Annotated in this window: 22 protein-coding genes; 5 read left to right on the top strand and 17 right to left on the bottom strand. The window is 73.1% G+C overall.

Annotation, left to right across the window (positions count from 1 at the left end):
* Window positions 1–14: 14 nt before the first annotated feature.
* On the top strand, window positions 15–272 hold the full coding sequence (locus ABT171_RS12660) for a hypothetical protein (RefSeq protein WP_351242752.1): 258 nt from the start codon (window positions 15–17) through the stop codon (window positions 270–272).
* Here the strand turns inward: ABT171_RS12660 and ABT171_RS12655 are convergent.
* From ABT171_RS12655 to infC, 10 genes are all read right to left on the bottom strand, one after another.
* On the bottom strand, window positions 269–805 hold the full coding sequence (locus ABT171_RS12655; protein ID WP_351242750.1) for an NUDIX hydrolase: 537 nt from the start codon (window positions 803–805) through the stop codon (window positions 269–271). The two genes, ABT171_RS12660 and ABT171_RS12655, sit on opposite strands and share 4 nt — an antisense overlap.
* A gap of 79 nt (window positions 806–884) precedes the next feature.
* Window positions 885–2,225, bottom strand: a complete 1,341-nt coding sequence (locus ABT171_RS12650; RefSeq protein ID WP_351242748.1) for an NsdA family TPR-like regulatory protein — start codon at window positions 2,223–2,225, stop codon at window positions 885–887.
* 188 nt (window positions 2,226–2,413) lie between these two features.
* A complete protein-coding gene (locus ABT171_RS12645; RefSeq protein ID WP_351242746.1) occupies window positions 2,414–3,472 on the bottom strand; it encodes a PP2C family protein-serine/threonine phosphatase in 1,059 nt (352 codons plus the stop codon).
* Window positions 3,473–3,723: 251 nt separating this feature from the next.
* A complete protein-coding gene (gene pheT / locus ABT171_RS12640) occupies window positions 3,724–6,246 on the bottom strand; it encodes a phenylalanine--tRNA ligase subunit beta (protein WP_351242744.1) in 2,523 nt (840 codons plus the stop codon).
* On the bottom strand, window positions 6,246–7,367 hold the full coding sequence (pheS, locus tag ABT171_RS12635) for a phenylalanine--tRNA ligase subunit alpha (protein ID WP_351242742.1): 1,122 nt from the start codon (window positions 7,365–7,367) through the stop codon (window positions 6,246–6,248). Before pheS ends, pheT begins: the two co-directional genes overlap by 1 nt.
* Before the next feature lie 148 nt (window positions 7,368–7,515).
* Entirely contained in the window at window positions 7,516–8,649 is a 1,134-nt protein-coding gene (locus ABT171_RS12630; RefSeq protein ID WP_351242740.1) for a sensor histidine kinase, read from the bottom strand.
* Window positions 8,650–8,755: 106 nt separating this feature from the next.
* Window positions 8,756–9,619, bottom strand: coding sequence for a TrmH family RNA methyltransferase (locus ABT171_RS12625; protein WP_351242738.1), 864 nt, complete (start codon window positions 9,617–9,619; stop codon window positions 8,756–8,758).
* A 202-nt stretch (window positions 9,620–9,821) separates the two neighbouring features.
* Complete coding sequence (gene rplT, locus ABT171_RS12620; protein WP_016642495.1) at window positions 9,822–10,205, bottom strand: 50S ribosomal protein L20; 384 nt, start codon at window positions 10,203–10,205, stop codon at window positions 9,822–9,824.
* Window positions 10,206–10,300: 95 nt separating this feature from the next.
* Window positions 10,301–10,495 carry a 50S ribosomal protein L35 gene (gene rpmI / locus ABT171_RS12615; protein WP_004933563.1) on the bottom strand — a complete coding sequence of 65 codons (195 nt, stop codon included), beginning with the start codon at window positions 10,493–10,495 and terminating at the stop codon, window positions 10,301–10,303.
* A gap of 111 nt (window positions 10,496–10,606) precedes the next feature.
* Window positions 10,607–11,269 carry a translation initiation factor IF-3 gene (gene infC / locus ABT171_RS12610; protein WP_030654735.1) on the bottom strand — a complete coding sequence of 221 codons (663 nt, stop codon included), beginning with the start codon at window positions 11,267–11,269 and terminating at the stop codon, window positions 10,607–10,609.
* 355 nt (window positions 11,270–11,624) lie between these two features.
* Here infC and ABT171_RS12605 point away from each other — a divergent pair, with 355 nt between their 5' ends.
* Window positions 11,625–11,981 (top strand): DUF1844 domain-containing protein, encoded by a 357-nt coding sequence (locus tag ABT171_RS12605; RefSeq protein WP_351242735.1) that lies wholly within the window; start codon window positions 11,625–11,627, stop codon window positions 11,979–11,981.
* A 1-nt stretch (window position 11,982) separates the two neighbouring features.
* Here ABT171_RS12605 and ABT171_RS12600 read toward each other — a convergent pair whose 3' ends face one another.
* The 3 genes from ABT171_RS12600 to ABT171_RS12590 all read right to left on the bottom strand — a co-directional run bounded on the left by ABT171_RS12600 (window position 11,983) and on the right by ABT171_RS12590 (window position 15,012).
* Window positions 11,983–12,714, bottom strand: a complete 732-nt coding sequence (locus ABT171_RS12600; RefSeq protein ID WP_351242952.1) for an SseB family protein — start codon at window positions 12,712–12,714, stop codon at window positions 11,983–11,985.
* A gap of 190 nt (window positions 12,715–12,904) precedes the next feature.
* Window positions 12,905–14,092 (bottom strand): type VII secretion-associated serine protease mycosin, encoded by a 1,188-nt coding sequence (mycP, locus tag ABT171_RS12595; protein WP_351242733.1) that lies wholly within the window; start codon window positions 14,090–14,092, stop codon window positions 12,905–12,907.
* Window positions 14,089–15,012 (bottom strand): hypothetical protein, encoded by a 924-nt coding sequence (locus ABT171_RS12590; RefSeq protein WP_351242731.1) that lies wholly within the window; start codon window positions 15,010–15,012, stop codon window positions 14,089–14,091. Before ABT171_RS12590 ends, mycP begins: the two co-directional genes overlap by 4 nt.
* A 1,556-nt stretch (window positions 15,013–16,568) precedes the next feature.
* Between ABT171_RS12590 and ABT171_RS12585 the strand changes: the two genes are divergently transcribed.
* Entirely contained in the window at window positions 16,569–17,771 is a 1,203-nt protein-coding gene (locus ABT171_RS12585; RefSeq protein WP_351242729.1) for an amino acid deaminase/aldolase, read from the top strand.
* A 6-nt stretch (window positions 17,772–17,777) separates the two neighbouring features.
* Here ABT171_RS12585 and ABT171_RS12580 read toward each other — a convergent pair whose 3' ends face one another.
* Genes ABT171_RS12580 through ABT171_RS12570 form a run of 3 tightly spaced genes read right to left on the bottom strand, consistent with a single transcriptional unit; the run spans window position 17,778 to window position 21,327 of the window.
* Complete coding sequence (locus ABT171_RS12580; RefSeq protein ID WP_351242727.1) at window positions 17,778–18,560, bottom strand: 3-oxoacyl-ACP reductase; 783 nt, start codon at window positions 18,558–18,560, stop codon at window positions 17,778–17,780.
* Entirely contained in the window at window positions 18,557–19,945 is a 1,389-nt protein-coding gene (locus ABT171_RS12575) for an aldehyde dehydrogenase family protein (protein WP_351242725.1), read from the bottom strand. Before ABT171_RS12575 ends, ABT171_RS12580 begins: the two co-directional genes overlap by 4 nt.
* 23 nt (window positions 19,946–19,968) lie before the next feature.
* Window positions 19,969–21,327 carry a glutamine synthetase family protein gene (locus tag ABT171_RS12570; protein ID WP_351242723.1) on the bottom strand — a complete coding sequence of 453 codons (1,359 nt, stop codon included), beginning with the start codon at window positions 21,325–21,327 and terminating at the stop codon, window positions 19,969–19,971.
* 95 nt (window positions 21,328–21,422) lie between these two features.
* On the opposite strand from ABT171_RS12570, the gene ABT171_RS12565 reads away from it, so the two are divergent.
* Both ABT171_RS12565 and ABT171_RS12560 read left to right on the top strand, forming a co-directional pair.
* Window positions 21,423–22,160 (top strand): FadR/GntR family transcriptional regulator, encoded by a 738-nt coding sequence (locus tag ABT171_RS12565; RefSeq protein ID WP_351242721.1) that lies wholly within the window; start codon window positions 21,423–21,425, stop codon window positions 22,158–22,160.
* 52 nt (window positions 22,161–22,212) lie between these two features.
* Window positions 22,213–22,899, top strand: a complete 687-nt coding sequence (locus ABT171_RS12560) for a gamma-glutamyl-gamma-aminobutyrate hydrolase family protein (RefSeq protein WP_351242719.1) — start codon at window positions 22,213–22,215, stop codon at window positions 22,897–22,899.
* A 224-nt stretch (window positions 22,900–23,123) separates the two neighbouring features.
* Here the strand turns inward: ABT171_RS12560 and ABT171_RS12555 are convergent, their stop codons facing one another.
* Window positions 23,124–24,077 carry a phosphotransferase gene (locus ABT171_RS12555; RefSeq protein WP_351242717.1) on the bottom strand — a complete coding sequence of 318 codons (954 nt, stop codon included), beginning with the start codon at window positions 24,075–24,077 and terminating at the stop codon, window positions 23,124–23,126.
* Window positions 24,078–24,163: the final 86 nt, after the last annotated feature.

The raw sequence follows: 24,163 nt of genomic DNA, 5'->3' as shown, positions 1-24,163 counted from the left end.
AAAGGAGTGGACACGTGACCGCCGACCGGGAGCATCCCGTGGTCCATGGAGAACTCGCAGAGTTACGGCGCCGCCTCGACGTGGCCTACGCCCGCGTCGAGGGAGGGCTGGCGCTGCTCAGTCACCGCACCGAGGAGACCACCAAGGAGCTGGACGAGTTGAACACGCGCTTGACCTCGCTGGAACAGACACGCTGGCCGCTGCCGTCGCTCGCCGCACTCACCTCGCTGGCCGCCCTGTTCGTGACGGTCTGGCAGGCGCTGGGACGCTAGCCGTCAGCCGGCCTGAGGTGGTGCAGCAGGAGTAACGCGGCCGCCATGTTGGCGGCCGGAACCTCCCCACGGGCGATCAGGTCGGGGACGACTTTGAGGGGGACCCATTCCCTGCGGTCCGACTCGAAGTCGTCCACGGGGTGCCCCACATACTCACCCTGGTCGGACCAGTAGATGTGGTGCTGGGCGTCGGTGAGGCCGTTGGACGGCTCCACGGTCATGAGGTGGTGCAGCGGCCCCGGCCGCCAGCCTGTCTCCTCCTCCAGTTCCCGGGCCGCCGCGCCCGCGATGTCCTCGCCGTCCTCGACGACGCCCGCGGCCAGTTCCCAGCCCCAGCTGTCGGTGATGAAACGGTGCCGCCACAGCAGGAGAACCTCGTTCGCCTCGTTGACCACCGTGGCCACGGCCACCGGCCGCATCCGGATCAGGAAGTGGTCGAGGTGCCTGCCGTCCGGCAGCTCCACATCCGCCAGATTGACGCGGAACCACCGGTTCTCATACACAGTTTGTTCGCTCTGTTTCGTCCACTGCACGGTTCTGCCACCTTCCGCCGCGTAAGTGGCAATATGGCAGCAGAGACTTGTCCAGGCCTACAGCACGGCCGATGGAGTCCTAAAGCGGTACGCGCAGTGCCCCGTCGATGAGTTCGGCCGCCTCGGCGGTGTCGGCCGAGTCGCAGCGCGCCAAGTGGTCCCGGACCGCGCGGAGTCTGTCGCGCAGCCGCTGGGACTCCATCCCGCGGGCCTGCTCGGCCATCTGCACGGCGGTCGCCACCGCCTTGTCGGCGTTTCCCTGGCGCAACTCGATGGTGCTGAGCATGGCGAGCCGGTGCACCCGCCCCCGGTCGTGGGCGGGGTTGTCGACCGCCGCCGCGGCATGCTCCCGGGCGGCGGCCAGCTCACCGAGGCTCAGCAGCGCCTCGGCCACCTGCACATTGACCAGGCCCGGCTGGACATACCCCGTCTCGTCGGGCTCGTAGCCGCGCCGGATCCGCTCGGCCGCCCGCTCCGCGCGCCGGATGCAGGACAGGGCGCTGCCGGAGTCGCCGAGGTGGGCGTACGCCTTGGCCTGCATCGCGTACAGGTCCGAGGCGAGCGCCGGGGTGATGTGCTTGCCGGCGGCCCGCAGCGCGGCCTCGGCGAAGGCGACGGCCTGCCGGTACTCCCGCATGAACAGCGACTGGTTGACCAGCAGCGCTATGACGTAGGCGCCAAGTCCCCGGTCCCCGCTGGCCTTTGCCAGCCTGAGGGCCTGGTGGAAGTAGCGCTGGGCGAGTCCGTGCGCGTCGGAGTCGTAGGCGCAGATGCCCGCGATGGCCACCAACCCGCCCGTGGCCCGGTGCAGTTGGCGCCCGGTGGCGTCGGTGTAGCCGCCGCGCAGCAGCGGCGCCGCCTCCGCGTTCAGAAAGCCGACGATCCGGGTCCGGGTCGCGACGCCGCCGGCCTTGCGGTACATCTGCTCGTAGTGCGTCCGCGCGGCCCGCAGCGTCTCGATGTCGGCCGCGGTGACCCGGTGCCGGCCGCCGCGCGAGACGTCGACGTCCTCGGGCGGGTTCTCCCACTCCCACACCGGCATGACGGCCGGGGTCCCGGTGACGGCCGGAGCGCCCAGCACATGCGGCCGCTGCTGTTCGTCGGAACGCCACAGGGCGGTGGCGCGCTCGACGAACCCGTTGAGCGAACCGGCGTGCGGTGCGCTCGGCTGACCCGGCACTCCGAGGCCGATGTCGTCCAGCGTGACCGGCCGGTGCAGGCGCGCGGCCAGCACTTCGCAGATCAGGTCGGGCACCTGGCTGCGCGGCCGCTGGCCCTTCAACCAGCGTGCCACGGCGGTGTGTTCGTACCGGAGCGCGAGGCCCCGTCTCCGGCCCGCCTGGTTGACATGGGCGGCGAGACCGGCGTGCGAGATCCCCGCCTCGTCCAGGATCGCGTCGAGCAGAGTGTTGGGCTGCATGGGATGCCCCCCGAGTGGCCTGGTGCGGTCAGCGTAGTGGCTCCCCCTTCACACGGGGTGTGAACGGAGTGCTCGCATCCGGGCTGTACACGCGCTGTCGCTCAGCGTGTTGCGCCGGTTGACTGGGGATCCGGCCAAGCCGCCGGCTCCCCCTCGAAACATCGGTGGCTTGGCCGGGCGGCCGGCGGCTACCGGCGCGTGGTGGCCGGGCGCGTCCGCGGGGCGGAGCCGCATGTGTCACCGCGGCTGGACTTTCCCCGGTCGTTCCGCAGGACCAGCACAGCTATGTCGTCCGCGTGCTTGCCGCCCGTGTGGTGCAACAGGGCCGCGAAGAGGGTGCGCAGGATCGTCTGGGGCGAGACCGGGGTGTCCCGTACGGCCTCCCGCAGTGTTCCCGCCAGCGAGAAGAACCGACCCCGGCTGTCCCGCGCGTCCTCCACCCCGTCCGTGAAGAGGACCAGGGACTCGCAGGGACGCAGACGACCACAGGGCTGGCTCTCCAGCTCGGCCGGTAGCGGGAAGGGGCCCAGCGGCGGCAGGGGGTCCGCCCGGCTCAGCGGCTCGACCCGCGCATCGCTGATCCGATACGGCCACGGGTGACCGCAGTTGAGGGCGAACAGTGCACCCTCCCCGTCGATCTCCAGGAGCAGGAGGGTGACGAACTCCTCGGCGACCGGGTGGTCGGGGTCCGGGCCGCCGTGCGCGGGGTGTTCGGCGCGGGCCCGTTCGCGCAGGTGCCGGGCGAGGGCTCGCTCCAGCCGGCGCAGGACGCCGTCGAGTCCGGGCTCGTCGTGGGCCGCCTCACGGAAGCTGCCGAGGACGGCGGCGACGGTCCCGAGGGCGGTCAGACCGTGCCCGCGCACGTCCCCCATCACCACCCGCACCCCGTGCTCGGTGGCGATCGCCTCGTACAGGTCACCGCCGATGCACGCGCCCCGCTCCGCGGACAGCTGGGCGGCGGCGAGGACCAGCCCGTCGAGGCGGGGCGGCAGCGGACGCAGGACGACGCTCTGCGCTGCCCTGGCCACCCGGCGGGCCTGCCGCAGCTCACGCAGCAGCGCGCGGCGGACGTGGAATATCAGCCCGACACCGACGGCGAAGAACACGGCGCTGGTGACGACACGCGCGCCGATCCCGTCCTGCCGGGCGACCGGGCAACCCCACTTGTAGCCGACCGCCACGGCTCCCCAGGCCATGGTCAGTGCGACTCCACGCGCGGTGGGCGCCCGTGCCTTGGTGCGGTTCATGCCTCTGGTCCCCCAAGTGGGCCTGACGGAGCAGACGGACCGACCTCGAAAGGCCGGTCCGATTCTGTCTACGCCATGGCACGGAAGGACCAGATCGCCTCCCATTCCCACCCGAACGAGTGAGGCAACCCCAGCCAACCTGCATTTATGCAGCCGACGGCGGGGTCATGCGCCCCCGAAGGGGCGCGGGGTACCGCGCGACCGGCCGCAGAGAACCCGCAGCCGGCCGTGCACAGCACCCCTTACGGCGACTAGCCCCGAAGCACAGCCCCGGTCCGCTCGCCCGCGAGGGCAACAGCCGCGTCCCTCGCGGCCGAGGCCTCGTCCACGGTCAGCGTCCGGTCACCCGCGCGGAAGCGCAACGCATACGCCAGCGACTTCTTCCCGTCCCCCAGCTGCTCGGCGTTCTCGTAGACGTCGAACAGCCGGATGGACTCAAGAAGCTCGCCCGCGCCTTCCCGCAGCGCCGCCTCGACCTCCGCCGCCGGGACGGGCAGGTCGACCACGAGGGCGACATCCTGCGTGGCGACCGGGAACGTGGAGATGCCCGGCGCCTGCGGGGCACCGTCGCCCACCGCCTCCAGGGCGTCCAGGTTCAGCTCCATCGCACAGGTGCGCTCGGGCAGACCCAGGGCCTTCAGGACCCGCGGGTGCAGCTCTCCCGCGTGGCCCACGACCTTCTCCGTGCCGTCGGCGCGGACCACCAGGTCGGCGCAGCGGCCGGGGTGCCAGGGACCGTACCGGCCCTTGCGCACGACCAGTTCGGCACCGGCCTCGCGGGCGACCACACGCGCCGCCTGGACCGCGTCGGCCCACCCGGCCGGACGGCCCTTGCCCCACCAGCCGGCCTGTTCACGGGCGCCGGTGAGGACCACGGCGACGTGCCGCGGCTGCTCGGGCAGCGCGGCGTTCAGCGCGGCGATCTCGTCCTCGGTGGGACGCCGGTCGACGGGCAGGTGCCCGGCGACACGCTGCTCCGGGGCGGGGTGGAACACCAGCCCGGTCTCGAAGAGGGCCAGATCGTGCGAGCCCCGGCCGTCATTGCGCCGCAGGGCACCCAGCAGGCCCGGCAGCAGCGTGGTGCGCAGTGCGGGCTCCTCGTCGCTGAGCGGGTTGACCAGCTTGACGACCTGGCGGGCCGGGTCGTCGGGCTCCAGGCCGAGCTGGTCGAAGACCTGCTCGCTGACGAAGGGGTAGTTCGGCGCCTCGACGTAGCCCGCTCCGGCCAGCGCGCGGCCGACCCGGCGGTGCAGCCGCTGGCGGTGGGTCAGACCGCGGCCCGAGGGGAGCTTGGGCAGCGTGGAGGGCAGGTTCTCGTAGCCCTCCAGGCGGATGACCTCTTCGGCCAGGTCGTTCGGGTCCACGAGGTCGGGCCGCCAGGACGGCACGGTGACGATGAGCTCGTCCTGCCCGTACACGTCGCAGCCGACCTGCTGCAGGCGGCGGACGACCGTCTCACGGCCGTACACCACACCCGCCACCTTGTCCGGGTGGTCGGCCGGGACGGTGATGGTGTGCGGGGCCGAGGGCGCGATGACCTCGGTGACACCTGCCTCGGCCGTGCCGCCCGCGAGCAGCACCAGCAGGTCCACGGTGCGCTGCGCCGCGGCCGCGGCGGCCTGCGGGTCGACGCCGCGCTCGAAGCGGCGGGAGGCCTCGGACAGCAGCTTGTGGCGGCGGGCCGTACGCGCGATGGAGACGGCGTCGAAGTGGGCGGCCTCGATGACGACGTCGGTCGTGCCGTTCACGCCGTCCTCGGTGACCTCGTGGTCGGCGATCTCCGTGTTGGCGCCGCCCATCACGCCGGCGAGGCCGATGGGGCCGCGGTCGTCGGTGATGACCAGGTCCTCGGCGTGCAGCTTGCGCTCGACGCCGTCGAGGGTGACGAGCTTCTCGCCCTCCTGCGCGCGGCGCACTCCGATGGTGCCCTGGACCAGGGACCGGTCGTAGGCGTGCAGCGGCTGGCCCAGCTCCATCATCACGTAGTTGGTGACGTCGACGGCGAGCGAGATCGGGCGCATGCCGACCTTCTGCAGCCGGCGCTGCAGCCAGATCGGGGAGCGGGCCTCGGGGCGCAGGCCGGTGACCGTGCGGGCGGTGAAGCGGTCGCAGCCGAACGGCTCGGAGACCTGGACCGGGTAGCCGAAGGCGTTCGGGGCCGGTACGTCGATCAGGGCCGGGTCGCGCAGCGGCAGGCCGTAGGCGATGGCGGTCTCGCGGGCGACGCCGCGGATGGACAGGCAGTCGCCGCGGTTGGCGGTGACGGCGATGTCCAGGACCTCGTCGACCAGCTCCAGCAGCTCGATGGCGTCCTTGCCGACCTCGGTCTCCGGCGGCAGCACGATGATGCCGTGGGTGCCGTCGTCGCCCATGCCCAGCTCGTCGGTCGAGCAGATCATGCCGTGGGACGTCTTGCCGTAGGTCTTGCGGGCGGCGATGGAGAAGCCGCCGGGCAGGGTGGCGCCGGGGAGGACGACCACGACCTTGTCGCCGACCGCGAAGTTGCGGGCGCCGCAGACGATCTCCTGGGGCTCACCGGTGCCGTTGGCCTGGCCGACGTCGACGGTGCAGAAGCGGATCGGCTTCTTGAAGCCCTCCAGCTCCTCGATGGTCAGCACCTGGCCGACGACCAGCGGGCCCTTGAGGTCGGCGCCGAGCTGTTCGACGGTCTCGACTTCCAGACCGGCCGAGACCAGCTTCTCCTGGACGTCGCGGCCGGTTTCCGTCGCCGGCAGGTCGACGTACTCCCGCAGCCAAGAAAGCGGGACCCGCATCAGATCTCCATCCCGAACGGCCGGGTGAACCGGACGTCACCCTCAACCATGTCTCGCATGTCCTCGACGTTGTGGCGGAACATCAGCATCCGCTCGATGCCGAACCCGAAGGCGAAGCCGCTGTACTTCTCCGGGTCGACGCCGCAGGCGGTGAGCACCCGCGGGTTGACCATGCCGCAGCCGCCGAGCTCGATCCAGCCCTCGCTGGAGCAGGTGCGGCAGGGCCGGTCGGGGTTGCCGACGGACTCGCCCTTGCAGACGTAGCAGAGCATGTCCATCTCGGCGCTCGGCTCGGTGAACGGGAAGAAGTTCGGCCGCAGCCGGGTCTTCATGCCCTCGCCGAACAGGGACTGGACCATGTGGTCCAGGGTGCCCTTGAGGTCGGCCATGGCCAGGCCCTCGTCCACGGCGAGCAGCTCGACCTGGTGGAAGACGGGCGTGTGCGTGGCGTCCAGCTCGTCCGTGCGGTACACGCGGCCGGGACAGATCACGTAGACCGGCGGCTCGCGGTCGAGCAGGGAGCGGATCTGCACCGGGGAGGTGTGGGTGCGCAGCACGACACCGGACTCGGCGCCGCCGTCGGGGCCCTGCACGAAGAAGGTGTCGGCCTCGCCGCGGGCCGGGTGGTCCGGGCCGATGTTGAGGGCGTCGAAGTTGAACCACTCCGCCTCGACCTGCGGGCCCTCGGCGACCTCGTAGCCCATGGCCACGAAGATGTCCTCGATGCGGTCCGAGAGCGTGGTCAGCGGGTGGCGGGCGCCGGCCGGGACGCGGTCGTACGGCAGCGTGACGTCGACGTCCTCCTCCACCAGCACGCGGGCGTCCCGCTCGGCCTCCAGCTCGGCCTGGCGGGCGGCGAGGGCCTTGTTCACGCCGCCGCGGGCCATGCCGACGCGCTTGCCGGCCTCGGCCTTGGCGTGCGGGGGCAGGGCGCCGATCTCGCGGTTGGCCAGGGCCAGCGGGGAGGTGGGGCCGGTGTGGGCGACCTTGGCCTCGTGGAGCGCGTCGAGGGAGTCCGCGGCGGCGAAGGCGGCGAGCGCCTCGTCCCGCATGCGCTCGATCTCTTCAGGTTTCAACGCCTCGACCTCTACAGGGTCGTACGACTTATTCGGTGCCGACATCTCTTCCCGTGCTTCCGATTGGCTGGCGGATGGTCCCCGTCACCGGCTCATGGACAGTGCGTCATGGTATTCGGGACACAAAGGTGCCAAAGGCCGAGTCTAACGGGGTGGAGGCAGACGAATGCGCCCGCGGGGCACTCAGGCGTTCTCAGGCGAGGTACGCCGGTGCGCTCACGGGCAGCGTAAATCGGAACTCGGCGCCGCCACGGGGGGCGCGGCCGACCGTGATCGTGCCGCCGTGGGCCTCGACGATGCCCTTGACGATGTACAGCCCGAGGCCCGTGCCGCCGCGTTTGCTGCCCCGCCAGAAGCGGGTGAAGACGCGGTTCATGGACTCCTCCGGGATGCCGGGACCCTCGTCGCTCACCGTGACCGATGTGCCGGTTTCCTCGCCCTCGCGCGGGGATGCGCAGGGCGTGACGTCAATGGTGACGGTTCCCTCGCCGTGCCGCACGGCATTTTCGATGAGGTTGCTGAGCACCTGGTCGATCTTGTCGGGGTCGGCCCACAGGGCGGGCAGCGGCTGTTCGATGCGCAGCAGGAAGCGGCCGGCGGGCTGGCCGGCGGCGACATAGGCCTGGATGTGCCGGGAGACGGCGGCCCCGATGTCGACGGGCTGCCGGCGCACCTCCAGGCGCCCGGAGTCGATCCGCGAGATGTCGAGCAGCTCGGCGATGAGCCGGGTGACGCGGTCGGCGTCGGCGTCGACGGTCTCCAGCATCAGCCGCTTCTGGTCGTCGGTGAAGCGTTCCCACTTGGCGAGGAGCGTGGCGGTGAAGCCCTTCACCGAGGTCAGGGGCGAGCGCAGTTCATGGGCGACCGTCGCGATCAGCTCGGCGTGGCTGCGCTCGGTGCGGCGGCGGGCCTCGGTGTCCCGCAGCGAGACGACGACCTGCCGCACGGGTCCGAGCGGTTCGGCCCGCACATACCTGGCGGAGACGAGGACCTCCCGGCCGCCGGGCAGCAGCAGATTGCGCTCCGGCTGCCGGGTCCGGATGGCGAGCCCGCCATAGGGGTCGATGAGCTGCCACCAGCGGCGGCCTTCCAGATCCTCCAGCGGCAGCGCCCTCTCCAGGGGCCGGCCGAGGGCGTCGGCGGCGCGCTGGGCGGTGATGCGGGCGGCGGCCGCGTTGAAGCAGACCACCCGGCCGTGCTCGTCGGCGACGACGAGGCCGTCGGGCAGCTGGTCGGGGTCGAGGCCCGCGGGATCGCCCTGCCGGGGCACTGCTGTACGCCGCGCGTCCCGTCCCCCCGGCGCGGAACTCGTGCCGGCCACACTCATCCCCGTAGCCCACCTCTCAGACGGCGCAGGGCCCCGCGCTGGTCACCCTACTAAACGCCCCAGCCATACAAGGGAGATGCCCAGCTCACGGCCTTGTGCAACACCCTTAGCGGTCCGTGGCGGAGCGGCACCCTCCGGAGGCGCGCTGCGCACGGGCCGACGCGTACAGACATACGGCGGCGGCGGTGGCGAGGTTCAGGCTCTCGGCCCTTCCGTGGATGGGGACGCGGACGACGGCGTCGGCGAGCGCGCGGGTCTCCTCCGGGAGTCCCCAGGCCTCGTTGCCGAACACCCAGGCGGTGGGCCCGCCCATGGTCCCCTTGTCGAGTTCGTCGTCGAGGTCGTCGGTCCCGGCGCCGTCGGCGGCCAGGATCCGTACGCCGGCGGCCTTCAGCCCGGCCACGGCCCGCTCGACCGGGACGCCCACGGCGACGGGCAGATGGAAGTGCGAGCCCACGGAGGCGCGTACGGCCTTGGGGTTGTACAGGTCGACGGAGGCATCGGTGAGGATCACGGCCTCGGCCCCGGCGGCGTCGGCGCACCGCAGCACGGTGCCGGCGTTGCCGGGGTCGCGCACATGGGCGAGGACGGCGACCAGCTTCGGCCGGGCGGCGAGGATCTCCTCGAACGGCGTGTCCAGGAACCCGCAGACCCCGACCAGGCCCTGCGGGGTGACGGTGGTCGAGATGTCGGCGATGACGTCCTCGGAGGCCAGGTGCACACGGGCGCCGGCGTCGCGGGCCGCGCCGATGATGTCGGCGTACCGCTCCGCGGCCTCGACCGTGGCGAACAGCTCGACGAGGGTGGGGGTGCCGTTCGCGTCCCGGTGCCCGGCGGCCTCCCGCACGGCCTGCGGGCCCTCCGCGAGAAACAGCCGGTCCTTGCCCCGGAAGTTCCGCTTGGCCAGCCGCCGGGCGGCGGCGACACGGGCGGACCGGGGGGAGATCAGCTCGGGGCTGACGGGGGGCATCCTCTTCTTCACCTTCAGGAGATTTCAACGTGCAGCGCTCTTTCAACCGCGTCGCCGCAGCCGGCCCAAGGGGCGCGGGGAACTGCGCGAGAAGCCCCACCGGCCCGCAGTCGAAAGACCACCTGGGGACCCCAAACAACAGGACCCGCAAGCCGTAAAAGCCTGCGGGTCCAGTGAGCGTCGGCTCAAGGCCGGCGCAGCGTCACGCGGCCTTCGGCGCGTTGACGTCCGACGGCAGCGCCTTCTGCGCGACCTCGACGAGCGCGGCGAACGCGTTCGCGTCGTTCACGGCCAGCTCGGCCAGGATCTTGCGGTCGACCTCGATGTTCGCGGCCTTCAGACCCTGGATGAAGCGGTTGTAGGTGATGCCGTTGGCGCGGGCAGCGGCGTTGATGCGCTGGATCCACAGCTGACGGAAGTCGCCCTTGCGCTTCTTGCGGTCGTTGTAGTTGTAGACCAGCGAGTGGGTGACCTGCTCCTTGGCCTTGCGGTACAGGCGCGAGCGCTGACCGCGGTAGCCGGAGGCCTGCTCGAGGATCGCCCGGCGCTTCTTGTGGGCGTTGACTGCCCGCTTGACGCGTGCCACTTGTTAACTCCTTGTAGCGGGGTCGTGGGGGTACTCACACGACCCGGAATCGATTCGGTCCCGGTCCAGACGCACGGCGCTCAGGCGCCGCCGCGTCACTTGCCGAGAAGCTTCTTGATCTTCGCGGCGTCGCCCGGGGCCATCTCGGCGTTGCCGGTGAGGCGACGCGTGACGCGGGACGACTTGTGCTCGAGCAGGTGGCGCTTGCCGGCGCGCTCGCGGAGCACCTTGCCGGAGCCGGTGACCTTGAAGCGCTTGCTGGCACCGCTGTGCGACTTGTTCTTCGGCATAGCGCCGTTCTCTCCTCGTCGGTGGCGCTCCGGTGCCCGGTCGTGAAACCGGGCACGGTGGAGCGTCGTTCTTCTGTCGGTTACATCCTCGGGGACGTGAGTCCCCCGGGATCACGCCTCGGCAGGCTCCTCGGACGGCGCCTCAGCCTCGGCAGGGTTCTGCGACTTACCGGGGTTCGCCTTCGCTTCGGCCTTGCGGGCCTCCTGCGCCTGACGGGCCTCGGCCATCGCCTCGGTCTTCTTCTTGTGCGGACCGAGGACCATGATCATGTTTCGGCCGTCCTGCTTCGGGTTCGACTCCACGAAGCCGAGGTCCTGGACGTCCTCCGCGAGGCGCTGCAGCAGTCGGTAGCCCAGCTCGGGCCGGGACTGCTCGCGACCACGGAACATGATCGTGATCTTGACCTTGTCGCCCTGCTTGAGGAACCGGACGACGTGACCCTTCTTGGTGTCATAGTCGTGCGGGTCGATCTTCGGCCGGAGCTTCATCTCCTTGATGACCGTGTGCGCCTGGTTCTTGCGCGCCTCACGGGCCTTCATGGCCGACTCGTACTTGAACTTCCCGTAGTCCATGAGCTTGCACACGGGCGGACGGGCGTTCGCCGCGACCTCGACCAGGTCCAGGTCGTACTCCTGCGCAAGCTCCAGTGCCTTCGCGAGCGGGACGATGCCCACCTGCTCACCACTGGGACCGACAAGTCGCACCTCGGGAACGCGAATCCGGTCGTTGATGCGGGGCTCGGCGCTGATGGATCCTCCTCGGTAGCACCACACGGCGGTCTGGCGGACAGCCGCGTAACGTCTTTGTTCGTAAGACCTAACCGCGCCGACGCACAAAAAATGCCCCGGACGATCACAGGCGGGGCTCCAATGACTACCGGAGCACCGCCGCGGTGACCGCGGGGCGCACTTCGGGCGACTCCATCGTCCGTACGGAACGATGGTGGCCGCCTGACCGGATGACCCGCCGTCCCGGAGGACGGTCAGGTGGGAGATCGGAGCCTCCACTTGTGGGCCGGACACTCTGCTGTTGGCAGGGTTGTCCAGCCGGTCGTTACACAAGGTTAGCAGGGCCGCCGGGGAAGGGCTAATCGGAGGCCCCGCCGAAGGACCGCCTATCGTGTGGGGCATGAGTGAGACCCCTCCTGAGAACCCCGACTTCGACGCGATGGCCCGGGACATCGCCGAGGTCCCCGCCGTCGAGGTGATCGTGACGGTCGCCGTCAACCTGATGAGCGCCGCCGCCGTGAAGCTCGGGCTGAGCGAGGAGGGCGAGAAGTACAAGGACCTGGACGAGGCCCGCAAGCTGATCACCGCACTCGCCGGGCTGCTGGACGCGAGCACGACCGAGATCAGCTCCTTCCACGCGGCCCCGCTGCGCGACGGCCTGAAGTCGCTGCAGCTGGCGTTCCGCGAGGCGTCGATCGTGCCGGACGAGCCGGGCCAGGGGCCGGGCGAGAAGTACACCGGCCCCGTCTACAGCTGACCTACTCCTTCACATACAGGGGCTCGCCCGGAGGCGTGGTCCCGGCCGGCAGCAGTGCCAGGTCGAGGCCGCGCACCAGGCGGGCCCTCAGTGTTTCGTCGGCGGCGAGGCGCTCGGCGACCGCACGGGCCGCCTCGGCGGGTGCCGCGGCCGGGTCGAGGACGAGGGCGAGGGTGCCGTCGGCCTGTCCGGGGCCGAGGTGGGCGCGCAGCACGGCGGCTTCCGCCGCGACGGCCGTACGGACGGCGTCGATCACGGCCGGGTCGGCGAGCGGGTCGGTGCTGGTACGGCCTTCGGCGAGGGCGAGCAGCGCCGGTCCGGTCAGCTCGAACGGCACCGGTCCGGCGAGGTCCAGCACGACCGTGTCGGCCTTCTCGTGGGCGGCGGCCTGCAGCGCCTGGTGCAGGGGCACGGCGACCGGGCGGGCCCCGGGGTCCCAGCGGGCGAGCGAGTCGGTGGAGGTGAACGCGGGCAGGGCGGTGCGGTGGCCGGCCTTCAGGGTGGGTACGGCCATGTCGCTGGTCTTCTCGCGGCGCAGCCCGTGCTCGTCCTCCTCGACCTCGCCGAGCACGGCGACGACGGGCACGAGCAGGCGGGCCCCCTTCAGCGCCTCAAGCACCGGCCCGAGGGCGCTGCGGTCCTCGGCCCAGGCGGCGAGCGCGGCGCTCAGCCGGGGGTCGGCGGAGCCGTCGTCGTCGGAGAAGCCGGGGTCGGGAATGTTCTTGTTCGCCACAGTCACCGACCCTATCGGCACCTCACCGGCCCGCTGCACGGGAGCCTTCACCGGGGTCCCGGCGTGAGGGCGCGGGCGCGTGCGGGCACGACGGCCGTATCGCCGGCGGCGCCCCCGGGCCCCCGGCCCGGAAGGCCGGCGCCTCCCATGGGCCTGATGCGGTCCGCGGACGTGTGGTCCCCGGGCGTCGTCAGATCGTCTGTCTGCGGCCCCGCCACAGCACCACGCCGGCCACCAGCAGGACCCCGCCGGCGCCGCCGGCCAGCGGGCCCGCCCAGTCGGAGGCCGAGGAGCCGGCCCTGGGGGTGTCCGGGCCGGCGCCGAAGTACTTCTCGCCGTACGACGCCGCGCTCAGGTTCCGCGGCTTCAGCCGTCCGGCCGCCCTCAGCGCCGCCACCGGGTCGATCATGCCGAAGCCGCGGGAGTCGTCCCGGCCGCCGACCGGCGCGTCCTGGGCGGTGTCCTCCAGGAGCGTCTTGATCTGGGCCGGGCTCAGGTCCGGGTGGGCGGCCTTGATCAGGGCCGCGGCGCCGGAGACGAAGGCGGACGCGGCCGAGGTGCCCCAGCCCTCGTAGTACTTGTGGTCGGGGTCCGCGATGACCACGTTGACGCCGGGCGCGCTGACCGCCGCGTACCAGCGGCGGGTCGAGAAGGAGGCGCGGGTGCCGAAGCGGTCGACGGCGGTCGCGGCGATGACACCGGGGTAGGCGGCGGGGTAGGAGACGTGGTCGCCCTTGTCGCCGCCGTTGCCCGCGGAGGCGACGACCACCACGCCCTTCCCCAGGGCGTACTGCACGGCCTCGTCCTCGCTCGGCTCGGGGTGCGCGGAGTCCGAGTCGTCGCCGAGGGAGAGGTTGATGACGTCGGCGCCGTGGTCGGCGGCCCAGCGGATGCCCTCGGCGAGCGCGTTGCCGCGGCTGGTACGGGCCTTCGCGCGGGCGGGGTCGCCGTCCTCCAGGATCACGCGCACGGGCAGGATCTTCGCCTCGGGGGCGACGCCCATGACACCGGCGGTGCCGCCCGGGCCGTGGCCGTGCCCGGCGATGATGCCGGCCATGGCCGTGCCGTGCCGGGCCCAGGTGCGGTCGCCCTGCCGGGCGCCGAAACCGATCATGTCCTTGGCGGGCAGGACGTTGCCGGCGAGGTCGGGGTGGTCGGCCTCGACGCCGGTGTCCAGGACGGCGACGGTGACGCCGCGGCCCTTGGTGGTGCGCCAGGCCTCGTCCAGGTTCAGGGCCGACAGGGCCCACTGCTGGGCACGGATGCCGTCGGCGTGGGCGGCGGTGGACGGCAGCAGGGCGAGCGCGGCGGCGAGCAGCAGGCTCACCGCCGCCGGGGTGCGGAGCGGGCGGCGGTGGCCGCATATCGAACGCCTCATGAGGGTGTCTCCGTCACCGTGCCGATGCTCTGGCGCAGGCGCCGCTCGATGCGGTCGGCCAGGCCCTGGGCCTCGTTGCCGAGACCGGCCTGGGCCGGTGCGGTGGTCGCACCGGCGCTGACGGCGTCGGCGGCGGGCTGCGGGGCGTCGACGCTGCGGCCGTCGGCCCAGCCGGAGACGGCGTAGGCGACGACGGGGGCGTCGGTGAGGACGGAGATGGTCCAGGAGGCGCGCTGCTTGCTGCCGAAGCCGGCCGCGGGGGTGCCCTGGGCCGGGTAGGGACGGGGCATCAGATCGGCGCGCCGGTCCAGGCGCTCGGTGCGGAAACGGTGGGCCAGCGCGGACATGGCGGCGGGGTCGGCCTTGGTGAACAGCAGGCCGACGGTGGTGACGTAGCTCTGGGTGGCGTCGGTGTAGGTGGCGCGCAGCAGCCGACGGCAGCCGACGGGGGCGAGGACCTTCTGCAGCAGCGGGTCGAAGGCGTGGGCGCAGCCGCCGTCCGGGGCCACGGCGATCCTGGTCCAGGTGCGGTCGGCGCCGCCGGGTCCGGCGCCCGTGCCCTGGACGGTGGGCGGGAAGAGCTGGTCCACGGGCACGTTGTGCCAGAGCGTCCCGGCGGTGGCGAAGTGGTCGCCGGAGGCGCTGTCGTCATCGTCGGTGAGCCAACTCCCGGTCGCGGCACCGCCGATGAGACCGAGGCCGAGCACGAGACAGGCGGCAGCGGCGACGGTGCGGGAGCCCACCCGGTGCCGGACGGGCTCGCCGAACGCCTCGGGCGCCGCGAACGACACGACGGGCCGCGCGGCCGCGGCGGCACTCCAGGCCAGCGCCGGGTCGGGCCCGGCCGGGCCCGTGGCCGACGAGGGGCGGGCGGGCGCCGCGGGGATCCACGCGTCCGTCTGCGCCCGCCCGGCGGACACGGCGGAGCCACGAGGGACGGATGCGGCGGCGGTACGGCGTTCACCGCCGCGCCCGGCGGGTACGGGCGCGCCGTCGGAGCTCCGGGGCTCCGGGGCGGCGGGCACGGACCCGGCGCGGGCGCGCCGAGGCTCCGCGGAGTCGGTGACGGGCCGGAGCCGGGCGGTGGTCTCCGAGGAGGTCTCGGCCGGCGCTCCCGGCCGCCGGGACGCCGGGCCCGGTACCTGACGCCCCGTCGGGGGCGGAGCATCGGGGAACCGTGCCGAGGCGGGCGGGGGTGGCGGACTCGCGGGCTCGGCGACGTCGGGCACCACCGGATTGCGGCCGGGCGCACCGGCACGGCCCCCGGAGACCTCACCCACCGGCCGCCCGCCACGCACGGCCCGCCCACCGGCCGACCGATCCGCACGCCCGGGGCCACCGCCGGCCGAGCGATCCCCACGGCCAAGGCCACCTTCGGCCGACCGATCCGCACGCCCAAAGCCGCCTTCGGCCGACCGATCCGCACCCCGAAAGCCACCGCCGGCCGAGCGGCCGTCGCCCGCGGTGCCTTCGGCCGACCGATCCCCCCGCCCAAAGCCACCGCCGGCCAGCCGATCCCCGCGCCCAGAGCCACCGCCCGCCGAGCGACCGTCGTGCGGGGTACCTTCGGCCGACCGATCCCCCCGCCCCAAGCCACCGCCGGCCAGCCGATCCCCACGCACAAAGCCACCGCCCGCCGAGCGACCGTCGTGCGCGGTACCGTCGGCGGAGGCCCGGTCGTCGAGGCCGCCGCCGGAGAGCGGGACGTCTCCCGTCGACCGCCCGGCGGAACCGGAACCGTGACGCGCGAACCCTGCGGACGGCGTCCGGCCGTCATGCGCGAGTTCTGCGGCGGAGGGCAGGCCGCCGCCCGGCGCCCGCCCGGCGAGCCCCGGGCCCCTGTCTGCGACGCTGCCCCGGTCGCCAGGCACGCCACCCCTCGCAGCCGCCCGGCTCCCCCGCGCGAAACCCCCGGCAGCGGGCATACCACCGGCCACCGGACCCCCGTCGGAAGCCGAGCCGTTGCCGGCGGTCGGGCGGGGGGTGCGGGGCGTGAAGACCGACGGCTCGTCGTCGGGGTCCTCGGGGAGTGCCGTGTCGGCCACGCGGGCGGAAGCGGGGTGCGGCGGCGCCGGGGCGGCGGGCGGCCGGTGCGCGGGCGGCTCGGCACTGGTGTCCGCCGGGCGGCCGGGCGGAGTCGACGGGCGCGGTGGGGCCGAGGGGCGCGGCGGGATGGGTGCGTGGCGCGCTTCCGTGCTCATGCACCCCCCGTTTCCTCGTGCTGCCCGGGCCGTCCTCACGTACGCGGGCCGCTGCGCTGCTCGGCCGTGCCCGGGCGAAGGCTCCGTCCCGGGCACGCATACCCGTACGGCCGGAGCGGCATCCCGGTTCAGCGAAGCGGCCGGGGTCGTTCCGCCGTACGTGCGCGTCACTCTACGGGTTGTCCGGGCCGGAATCAGAACGAGTCCGGGGCGCCGGGGCATCTGCCCGGAACGTCCCCCTACCCTGCGGTAATCCCGTCTGGCAGGCTTCCGTCATGACTGCGCGCGCCGCCGACCGGGCCCGTTACGACCGGGCCACCGCCCATCTCGACGCCCCTCTCGCGATCGTGGACCTGGAGGCCTTCGACGCCAACGCGGCCGATCTCGTCCGCCGGGCCGCCGGCAAGCCGGTCCGGGTCGCCAGCAAGTCCGTGCGCTGCCGGGCCCTGCTGGAGCGCGTCCTGGCCAGGGACGGCTTCCAGGGGATCATGTCGTTCACGCTGGCCGAGTCGCTGTGGCTCGCCCGCTCCGGGTTCGACGACGTCCTACTGGCCTATCCTTCGGCCGACCGGGCCGGCTTCGCGGAGCTGGCCGCCGATCCCAAGCTCGCCGGTGCGGTGACCGTGATGGTGGACGATCCGGCGCACCTCGACCTCATCGACGCCGCCCGTGACGGGGGACGCGAAGTGGTGCGCGTCTGCCTGGAGTTGGACACTTCACTGCAGCTGCTGGGCGGTCGCGTCCGGGTCGGGGCGCGGCGCTCTCCGCTGCGCTCCCCCGCCCAACTCGCCGAGCTGGCCCGGAGCGTGGCCCGGCGGCCGGGCTTCCGGCTGGTGGGGATCATGGCGTACGAGGGGCACGTCGCCGGGGTCGGGGACGCGGTGGCCGGGCGGCCGCTGCGGTCCCGGGCGATCCGGCTGATGCAGGCCGCCGCCCGCCGGGAACTGGCCGCGCGGCGGGCCGCGGTCGTCCGCGCGGTGCGGGCCGTCGTCCCCGGTCTGGAGTTCGTCAACGGCGGCGGCACGGGCAGTGTGCAGCACACCGCCGCCGAGGACGCCGTGACCGAGATAGCGGCCGGTTCGGGGCTGTACGTGCCGCGGCTCTTCGACAACTACACGTCGTTCACCGGCCGTCCGGCGGCCCTGTTCGCCCAGCCCGTCGTACGGCGGCCGGGGGTCGGGGTCGTCACCGTGCTCGGCGGCGGCTATCCGGCCTCCGGCGCCGCGGGGCCCGACCGGCTTCCGGTGCCGTACCTGCCGCAGGGGCTGGCGTACGACCCCCAGGAAGGCCCCGGCGAGGTGCAGACCCCGCTGCTCGGCTCGCCCGCCGACGACCTCCTCATCGGCGACAAGGTGTGGTTCCGGCACGCGAAGGCGGGCGAGCTGTGCGAGCGGTTCGACGCCCTCCACCTGGTCGAGGGGGACACGGTCACCGCGACCGTGCCCACCTACCGGGGCGAAGGACACACGTTCCTGTGACGCGTCCTACAGGGGCGTGACGTACGCTCCCGCGATCCCGCCGTCCACCAGGAAGTCGGTGGCGTTGACGAAGGAGGAGTCGTCGCTGGCCAGGAAGGCGACCGCGGCGGCGATCTCCTCGGCCTCGGCGAACCGCCCGACCGGGATGTGGACGAGCCGGCGGGCGGCCCGCTCGGGGTCCTTGGCGAACAGCTCCTGGAGGAGCGGGGTGTTGACCGGCCCGGGGCACAGGGCGTTGACCCGGATGCCCTCCCGGGCGAACTGCACGCCCAGCTCGCGGGACATGGCCAGCACGCCGCCCTTGGAGGCGGTGTACGAGATCTGGGAGGTCGCCGCGCCCATCCGGGCCACGAAGGACGCCGTGTTGATGATGGAGCCCTTGCCCTGGCGGCGCATGTAGGGGATGGCTGCCTTGCAGCACAGGTAGACGGAGGTGAGGTTGACCTCCTGGACCCGCTTCCAGGCCTCCAGGCCGGTCTCCAGGATGGAGTCGTCGTCGGGCGGGGAGATGCCGGCGTTGTTGAAGGCGACGTCGACGCTGCCGTAGGTGTCGTACGCCGTCCTGAACAGCGCCTCGACCTGCTCGGGGTCGGTGACGTCGACCTTCACGAAGAGTCCGCCGACCTCGTCGGCGACGGCCTTGCCGCGGACCTCGTCGACGTCCGCGCAGACGACGTGGGCGCCCTCGGAGGCGAGCCGGCGGGCGGTGGCGAGGCCGATGCCGCTGCCGGCTCCGGTCACGACGGCGGTACGGCCGACCAGGCGGCGGCAAACACTGTTCTCGGTCACTGTGCGGGGCCCTCCGTGCTGGGGGAGACGTTGCTGATGAAGACGTTCTTGGTTTCGGTGAAGGCGGTCAGGGCGTCGGGGCCCAGTTCGCGGCCGAGGCCGGACTGCTTGAAGCCGCCGAACGGGGTCCAGTAGCGGACGCTGGAGTGGGAGTTGACGGACAGGTTGCCCGCGCGGACGGCCTGGGAGAGGCGCAGGGCGCGGCCGAGGTCCCGGGTCCACAGGGAGCCGGAGAGGCCGTAGGGGGTGTCGTTGGCGAGGCGGATCGCGTCCTCCTCGTCGGTGAAGGGGAGGAGGACGGCGACGGGCCCGAAGATCTCCTCGCGGGCCGCCCGGCTGTCCGGCCGCTCCCCCGTCAGGACCGTCGGCGGGAACCAGAAGCCGGGGCCGTCGGGGGCGCTGCCGCGCAGGGCGGGGGCGTCCGCGGGGACGTACGACCGTACGCGGTCCAGCTGCTGGCCGGAGATCAGCGGGCCCATCTGGGTCTTCTCGTCGGCGGGGTCGCCCACGACGACGGAGGCGAGCGCGTCGGCGAGGAAGTCCCGGGCCTCCTCCAGCACCGTCTCCTGCACCAGGATGCGGGTGCGGGCGCAGCAGTCCTGGCCGGAGTTGTCCAGGAAGGAGAAGGGGTCGAGGGCGGTGGTGAGGTCGGCGTCGGCGAAGACGATGTTGGGGCTCTTGCCGCCGAGTTCGAGGGTGACCGGCTTGACGAGCCGCGCGCAGCGCTCCATGACCTCGCGGCCGGTGCGGGTGGAGCCGGTGAACACGATCTTGGCGACGTCCGGGTGGTCCACCAGGGCGCGTCCGGCGGTGTGGCCGTAGCCGGGCAGCACCTGGAAGACGTGCTCGGGCAGGCCTGCCTGAAGGGCGAGTTCGGCGAGGCGGAGCGCGGTGAGCGGGGTGGTCTCGGCGGGCTTGAGGACGACCGCGTTCCCGGCCGCGAGCGCCGGGAAGGAGCCCCAGGCGGCGATCGGCATCGGGAAGTTCCAGGGCGCGATCACCCCGACGACGCCGAGGGGTTCCTGGAAGGTGACGTTCCAGCCGCCGGGCACCGGGATCTGCCGGCCGAGGAGGCGTTCGGCGCCGCCGGCCGCGTACAGCAGCAGGTCCCGGGCGTTGCCGGCCTCCCAGCGGGCGTTCCCGACGGTGTGGCCGGCCTCGCGGACCTCCAGTCGCGCCAGCTCTTCGACGTGGGCGTCGACGGTGTCGGCGAAGCGGCGCAGCAGGCGGGCGCGGTCGGCGGGGGCGAGGGCGGCCCATCCGGTCTGGGCGCGCGCGGCCCGTACGACGGCGGCGGCCACATCCTCCTCGCTCGCGGCGGGGACGGTGGCGAGGACCTCTTCCGTGGCGGGGTTGAGGACGACGAGCTCGTGCGGGTCGGACACGTGATGACCTTTCACAGGCGTTGTCACAGGCGTTCGAAGGAGCGGCGCAGCTCCCAGTCGGTGACCGCGGCGTCGAAGGCGTCCAGTTCGACGCGCGCCATGTTCCGGTAGTGGGCCACGACCTCGTCGCCGAAGGCGGCCTTGGCGATCGGGCTGGTCTCCCAGAGTTCGGCGGCTTCGCGGAGGGTGGTCGGGACGTGCGCGAAGTCGGCGGTGTAGGCGTTGCCCGGGCAGGGTTCGGGGAGTTCGAGTTTCTGCTCGATGCCGTACAGGCCTGCCGCGACGAGCCCCGCGACGGCGAGGTAGGGGTTGACGTCGCCGCCGGGGAGGCGGTTCTCGAAGCGCAGGGAGCGGCCGTGGCCGACCACGCGCAGGGCGCAGGTGCGGTTGTCGTGGCCCCAGGCGACGGCGGTGGGGGCGAAGGAGCCGGGCTGGAACCGCTTGTAGGAGTTGATGTTGGGTGCGTAGAGGAGCGAGAAGTCGCGCAGGGCGGCCAGCTGTCCGGCGAGGAAGTGCCGCATGACGTCGGACATTCCGTCGCCGTCGGCCATGGCGTTGTCGCCGGCGGCGTCGGCGAGCGAGAGGTGGATGTGACAGGAGTTGCCCTCGCGCTCGTTGTACTTGGCCATGAAGGTGAGCGAGACGCCCTCCTGGGCGGCGATCTCCTTGGCGCCGGTCTTGTACAGCGCGTGCTGGTCGCAGGTGACGAGGGCCTCGTCGTAGCGGAAGGCGATCTCGTGCTGGCCGGGGTTGCACTCGCCCTTGGCGGACTCGACGGTGAGGCCGGCGCCGGCCATGTCGTTGCGCAGCCGGCGCAGCAGGGGTTCGATGCGGCCGGTGCCGAGGATCGAGTAGTCGATGTTGTACTGGTTGGCGGGGGTCAGGCCCCGGTAGCCCGCGTCCCAGGCCGCCTCGTAGCTGTCCTTGAAGACGATGAACTCCAGCTCGGTGCCGACCTGCGCGGTGTAGCCGAGTTCGGCGAGCCGCTCCAGCTGGCGGCGCAGGATCTGGCGGGGCGCGGCGACGACCGGGGAGCCGTCGTTCCAGGCGAGGTCCGCGACGAGCAGGGCGGTGCCGGGGTGCCAGGGGATGCGGCGCAGGGTGGCGAGGTCGGGGTGCATGGCGAAGTCGCCGTAGCCGCGGTCCCAGGAGGACATCGCGTAGCCGTCGACGGTGTTCATCTCGGTGTCGACGGCGAGGAGGTAGTTGCACCCCTCGGTGCCGTGTCGCAGCACTTCGTCCAGGAAGAAGCGGGCGGCGAACCGCTTGCCCTGGAGGCGCCCTTGCATATCGGGGAAGGCCAGGACGACAGTGTCGATCTCACCGCTCGCTACGAGGGCGTGCAGTTCCTCGACGCTGAGCGGGGGTGTGCGGTCTGCCACGGGAGAGCCTCCTTCGGCGCCTACGCGCTTTTTCGGCCGGGCCGGGAGCCATAAGGTATTGCTCAGAACCATTGCTTGGGAAGGGGGTACGGCGGATGTCGCAGGACATCGGTACCGACGGGCTGGACGACCGGCTCGCTCCGGTGCTTCGGCCGGTGCGGGCGGGCAACGGCTTCGAGGAGGCACTGGAGCAGATCCTCCAGGTCGTGCGGCTCGGTCTGGTGCCGGGCGGGGAACGGCTGCCGGCCGAGCGCGAGCTGGCGGAACGGCTCGGGATCAGCCGGGTGACGCTGCGCGAGGTGCTGAAGGTGCTCCAGGACCAGGGGCTGGTGGAGGCGCGGCGCGGGCGCTACGGCGGAACGTTCGTGCTGCCGCGCGCGGACGCCGGCGGCGAGGACGAGCTGCGGCGCCGGATCGCCGAGGTCGACGTCGAGGACGTGCTGCGGTTCCGGGAGGTCCTGGAGGTGGGGGCGGCCGGGCTGTGCGCGGCGCACGGACTGACCCGGGAGCAGGCGGACCGGTTGCGCGAGGCACTGGACCGCACGCACGAGGCTCCGCTGGCGGACTACCGGCGGGCGGACACCCTGCTGCACCTGACCCTTGCCGAGCTGTGCGGCTCCCCCTCCCTGACCGCGCAGTACGCGGCGGTCCGGGCCACCGTGAACGACCTGCTCGACTGCATCCCGCTGCTGGTGCGCAACCTGGAGCACTCGCAGCGCCAGCACACCGCGATCGTGGAGGCGGTGCTGGACGCGGACGCGGACGGCGCGCGCGAGATGATGCGCGAGCACTGCGCGGGCACGGCGGCACTGCTGCGGGGCTTCCTGACATGACCTCGCTCTGCAAAGGTATCCGTGGACACCTTTGGATGACTGGGAGGGCGGCGTGACCGGACGGCCGTTGATCGGTGTGAGTACGTATCTGGAGACCGGTGCCCGGTGGGGCGTGTGGGAACTGGAGGCGGCCCTGCTGCCCGCCGCCTACCCGCGGCTGGTGCAGCGGGCCGGCGGGCTGGCCGCACTGCTGCCGCCGGACGCGCCGGAGCAGGCGGCGGCGACGGTGGCCCGGCTGGACGGGCTGGTGATCGCGGGCGGCCCGGACGTGGACCCGTCCCGGTACGGCGCCGAGCGCGACCCCCGCACGGGCCCGCCCGCCCCGGCCCGCGACACCTGGGAACTCGCGCTGATCGAGGCCGCGTTGGCCGCGGGGACGCCGCTGCTGGGCATCTGCCGGGGCATGCAGCTGCTGAACGTGGCGCTCGGCGGGACGCTGGTGCAGCACCTGGAGGGGCACGCGGAGGTGGTCGGCGTGTTCGGCGGCCATCCGGTGAAGCCGGTGCCGGGCAGCCTGTACGCCGGGATCGTGCCGGAGGAGACGACCGTGCCCACCTACCACCACCAGGCCGTGGACCGGCTCGGCACGGGACTGGTGCCCTCTGCCCACGCGGCGGACGGCACGGTGGAGGCGGTCGAGCTGCCGACGCAGCGGGGGTGGGTGCTCGGCGTGCAGTGGCACCCCGAGATGGGCGAGGACCTGCGCGTGATGCGAGCGCTGATCGCTGCCGCGAGCTGAGCCGGGCCGGCAGCGGTGATGCCGGGCCTGCTCAGAGCCGCTCCCTGAACCGACACCAGCCGTGGCCTCGGGCGTGGTCCCAGCTACTCCATGAGCCAACCGGGCAGCCGCGGCCCCGGGCCTGGTCACAGCCGCTCCCGGAGCCAACGCCGGGCAGCGGTAGGCCCGGCCTGGTCACAGCCGCCCCCCGAACCGACACCGGGCAGCCGCGACCCCAGCCCTGATCACAGCCGTTTTCTCAGCCAGGCCAGGGCCGCGTCGCCCTGGGCGCGCTGGAAGGGGCGCAGGGTGGGGAGGCCCGGGGGCGGCGGATTCAGGGAGCTGCGCAGGAAGTAGCCCGTGAGGGCGGCCAGCGCGGCGGTCACGGCGTCCCGGTCGGCGTCCCGGCCCAGGGGGTGCGCGGTGAAGACCTCCTCGGGATCGGGTCCGCCCTGCGCCCGCACGGACGGCAGCAGCACGAGAAGGTCGAACCAGGGGGCGGCGCGCAGGGCGTGCGGCCAGTCCACGAGGGCGACGCCACCGTCGTCGGTGAGCAGCACGTTGTCCGCGCGCAGGTCGCCGTGGGCCAGAGTGTCCCCCGAGGCGCCGTCGGCCCAGCGGGATTCCAGTGCGGCGAGGTCGGGCAGATGAGCGGCGGTCCAGGCACCGAGCCGGTCGCGTACGCCACCGGCCTCGCCGTCCAGGAGCCTGCGCCAGCCGCTGAAGCTGTCGGCCAGGTCCTCGGCGACGGGCGGAACGTCGAGGGGGCACGGTGTGCCGGTGCGGGCGAGCCCGGTCACGGCGTCGAGCACCCGGCGCAACTCGTCCGGCCGCCACGGCACGTGCGGCTGACGCCCCGCCACCTCCTCGAAGACCAGCGCCACCCAGGTGCCGTCGTCGTACGTCCCGAGCAGCCGGGGCGCGGCTACGGCGGCCGGGAGCGCGGTGGCGGTGCGTGCCTCACGGCGGTGCAGGCGGGGGCTGTGCGGATTGGCCTCGGCGCTCACCGCCTTGACGAAACCGGTGCCGCCCGCGGCGGTGCGCACCCGTGCGGCGACGCCGGGCGAGAAGCCGCCGTTCTGCGTGACGGCGTGCACGACCGGCGCCCCGAGCACCTCGGCGACGGCGTCACGGACGACGGACGGGAGATTCTCCCAGGGGGCGCGGACGCCTGCGGCGGGCGGGGCGGTGACGGGCATGCCGGCCATCGTGCCGGGTCGGTGAGCGGCGCGGCCACCGGTTTTGCGGGGTGCGCGCCGCAGGGGTCGCGGTTCGCTCCCGGGTG

Source organism: Streptomyces sp. NPDC001851, from assembly GCF_040297165.1.
Taxonomy (GTDB): Bacteria; Actinomycetota; Actinomycetes; order Streptomycetales; family Streptomycetaceae; genus Streptomyces.
The sequence above is the reverse complement of the archived record's forward strand: the minus strand, read 5'-3'. Positions and strand labels throughout refer to the sequence as shown.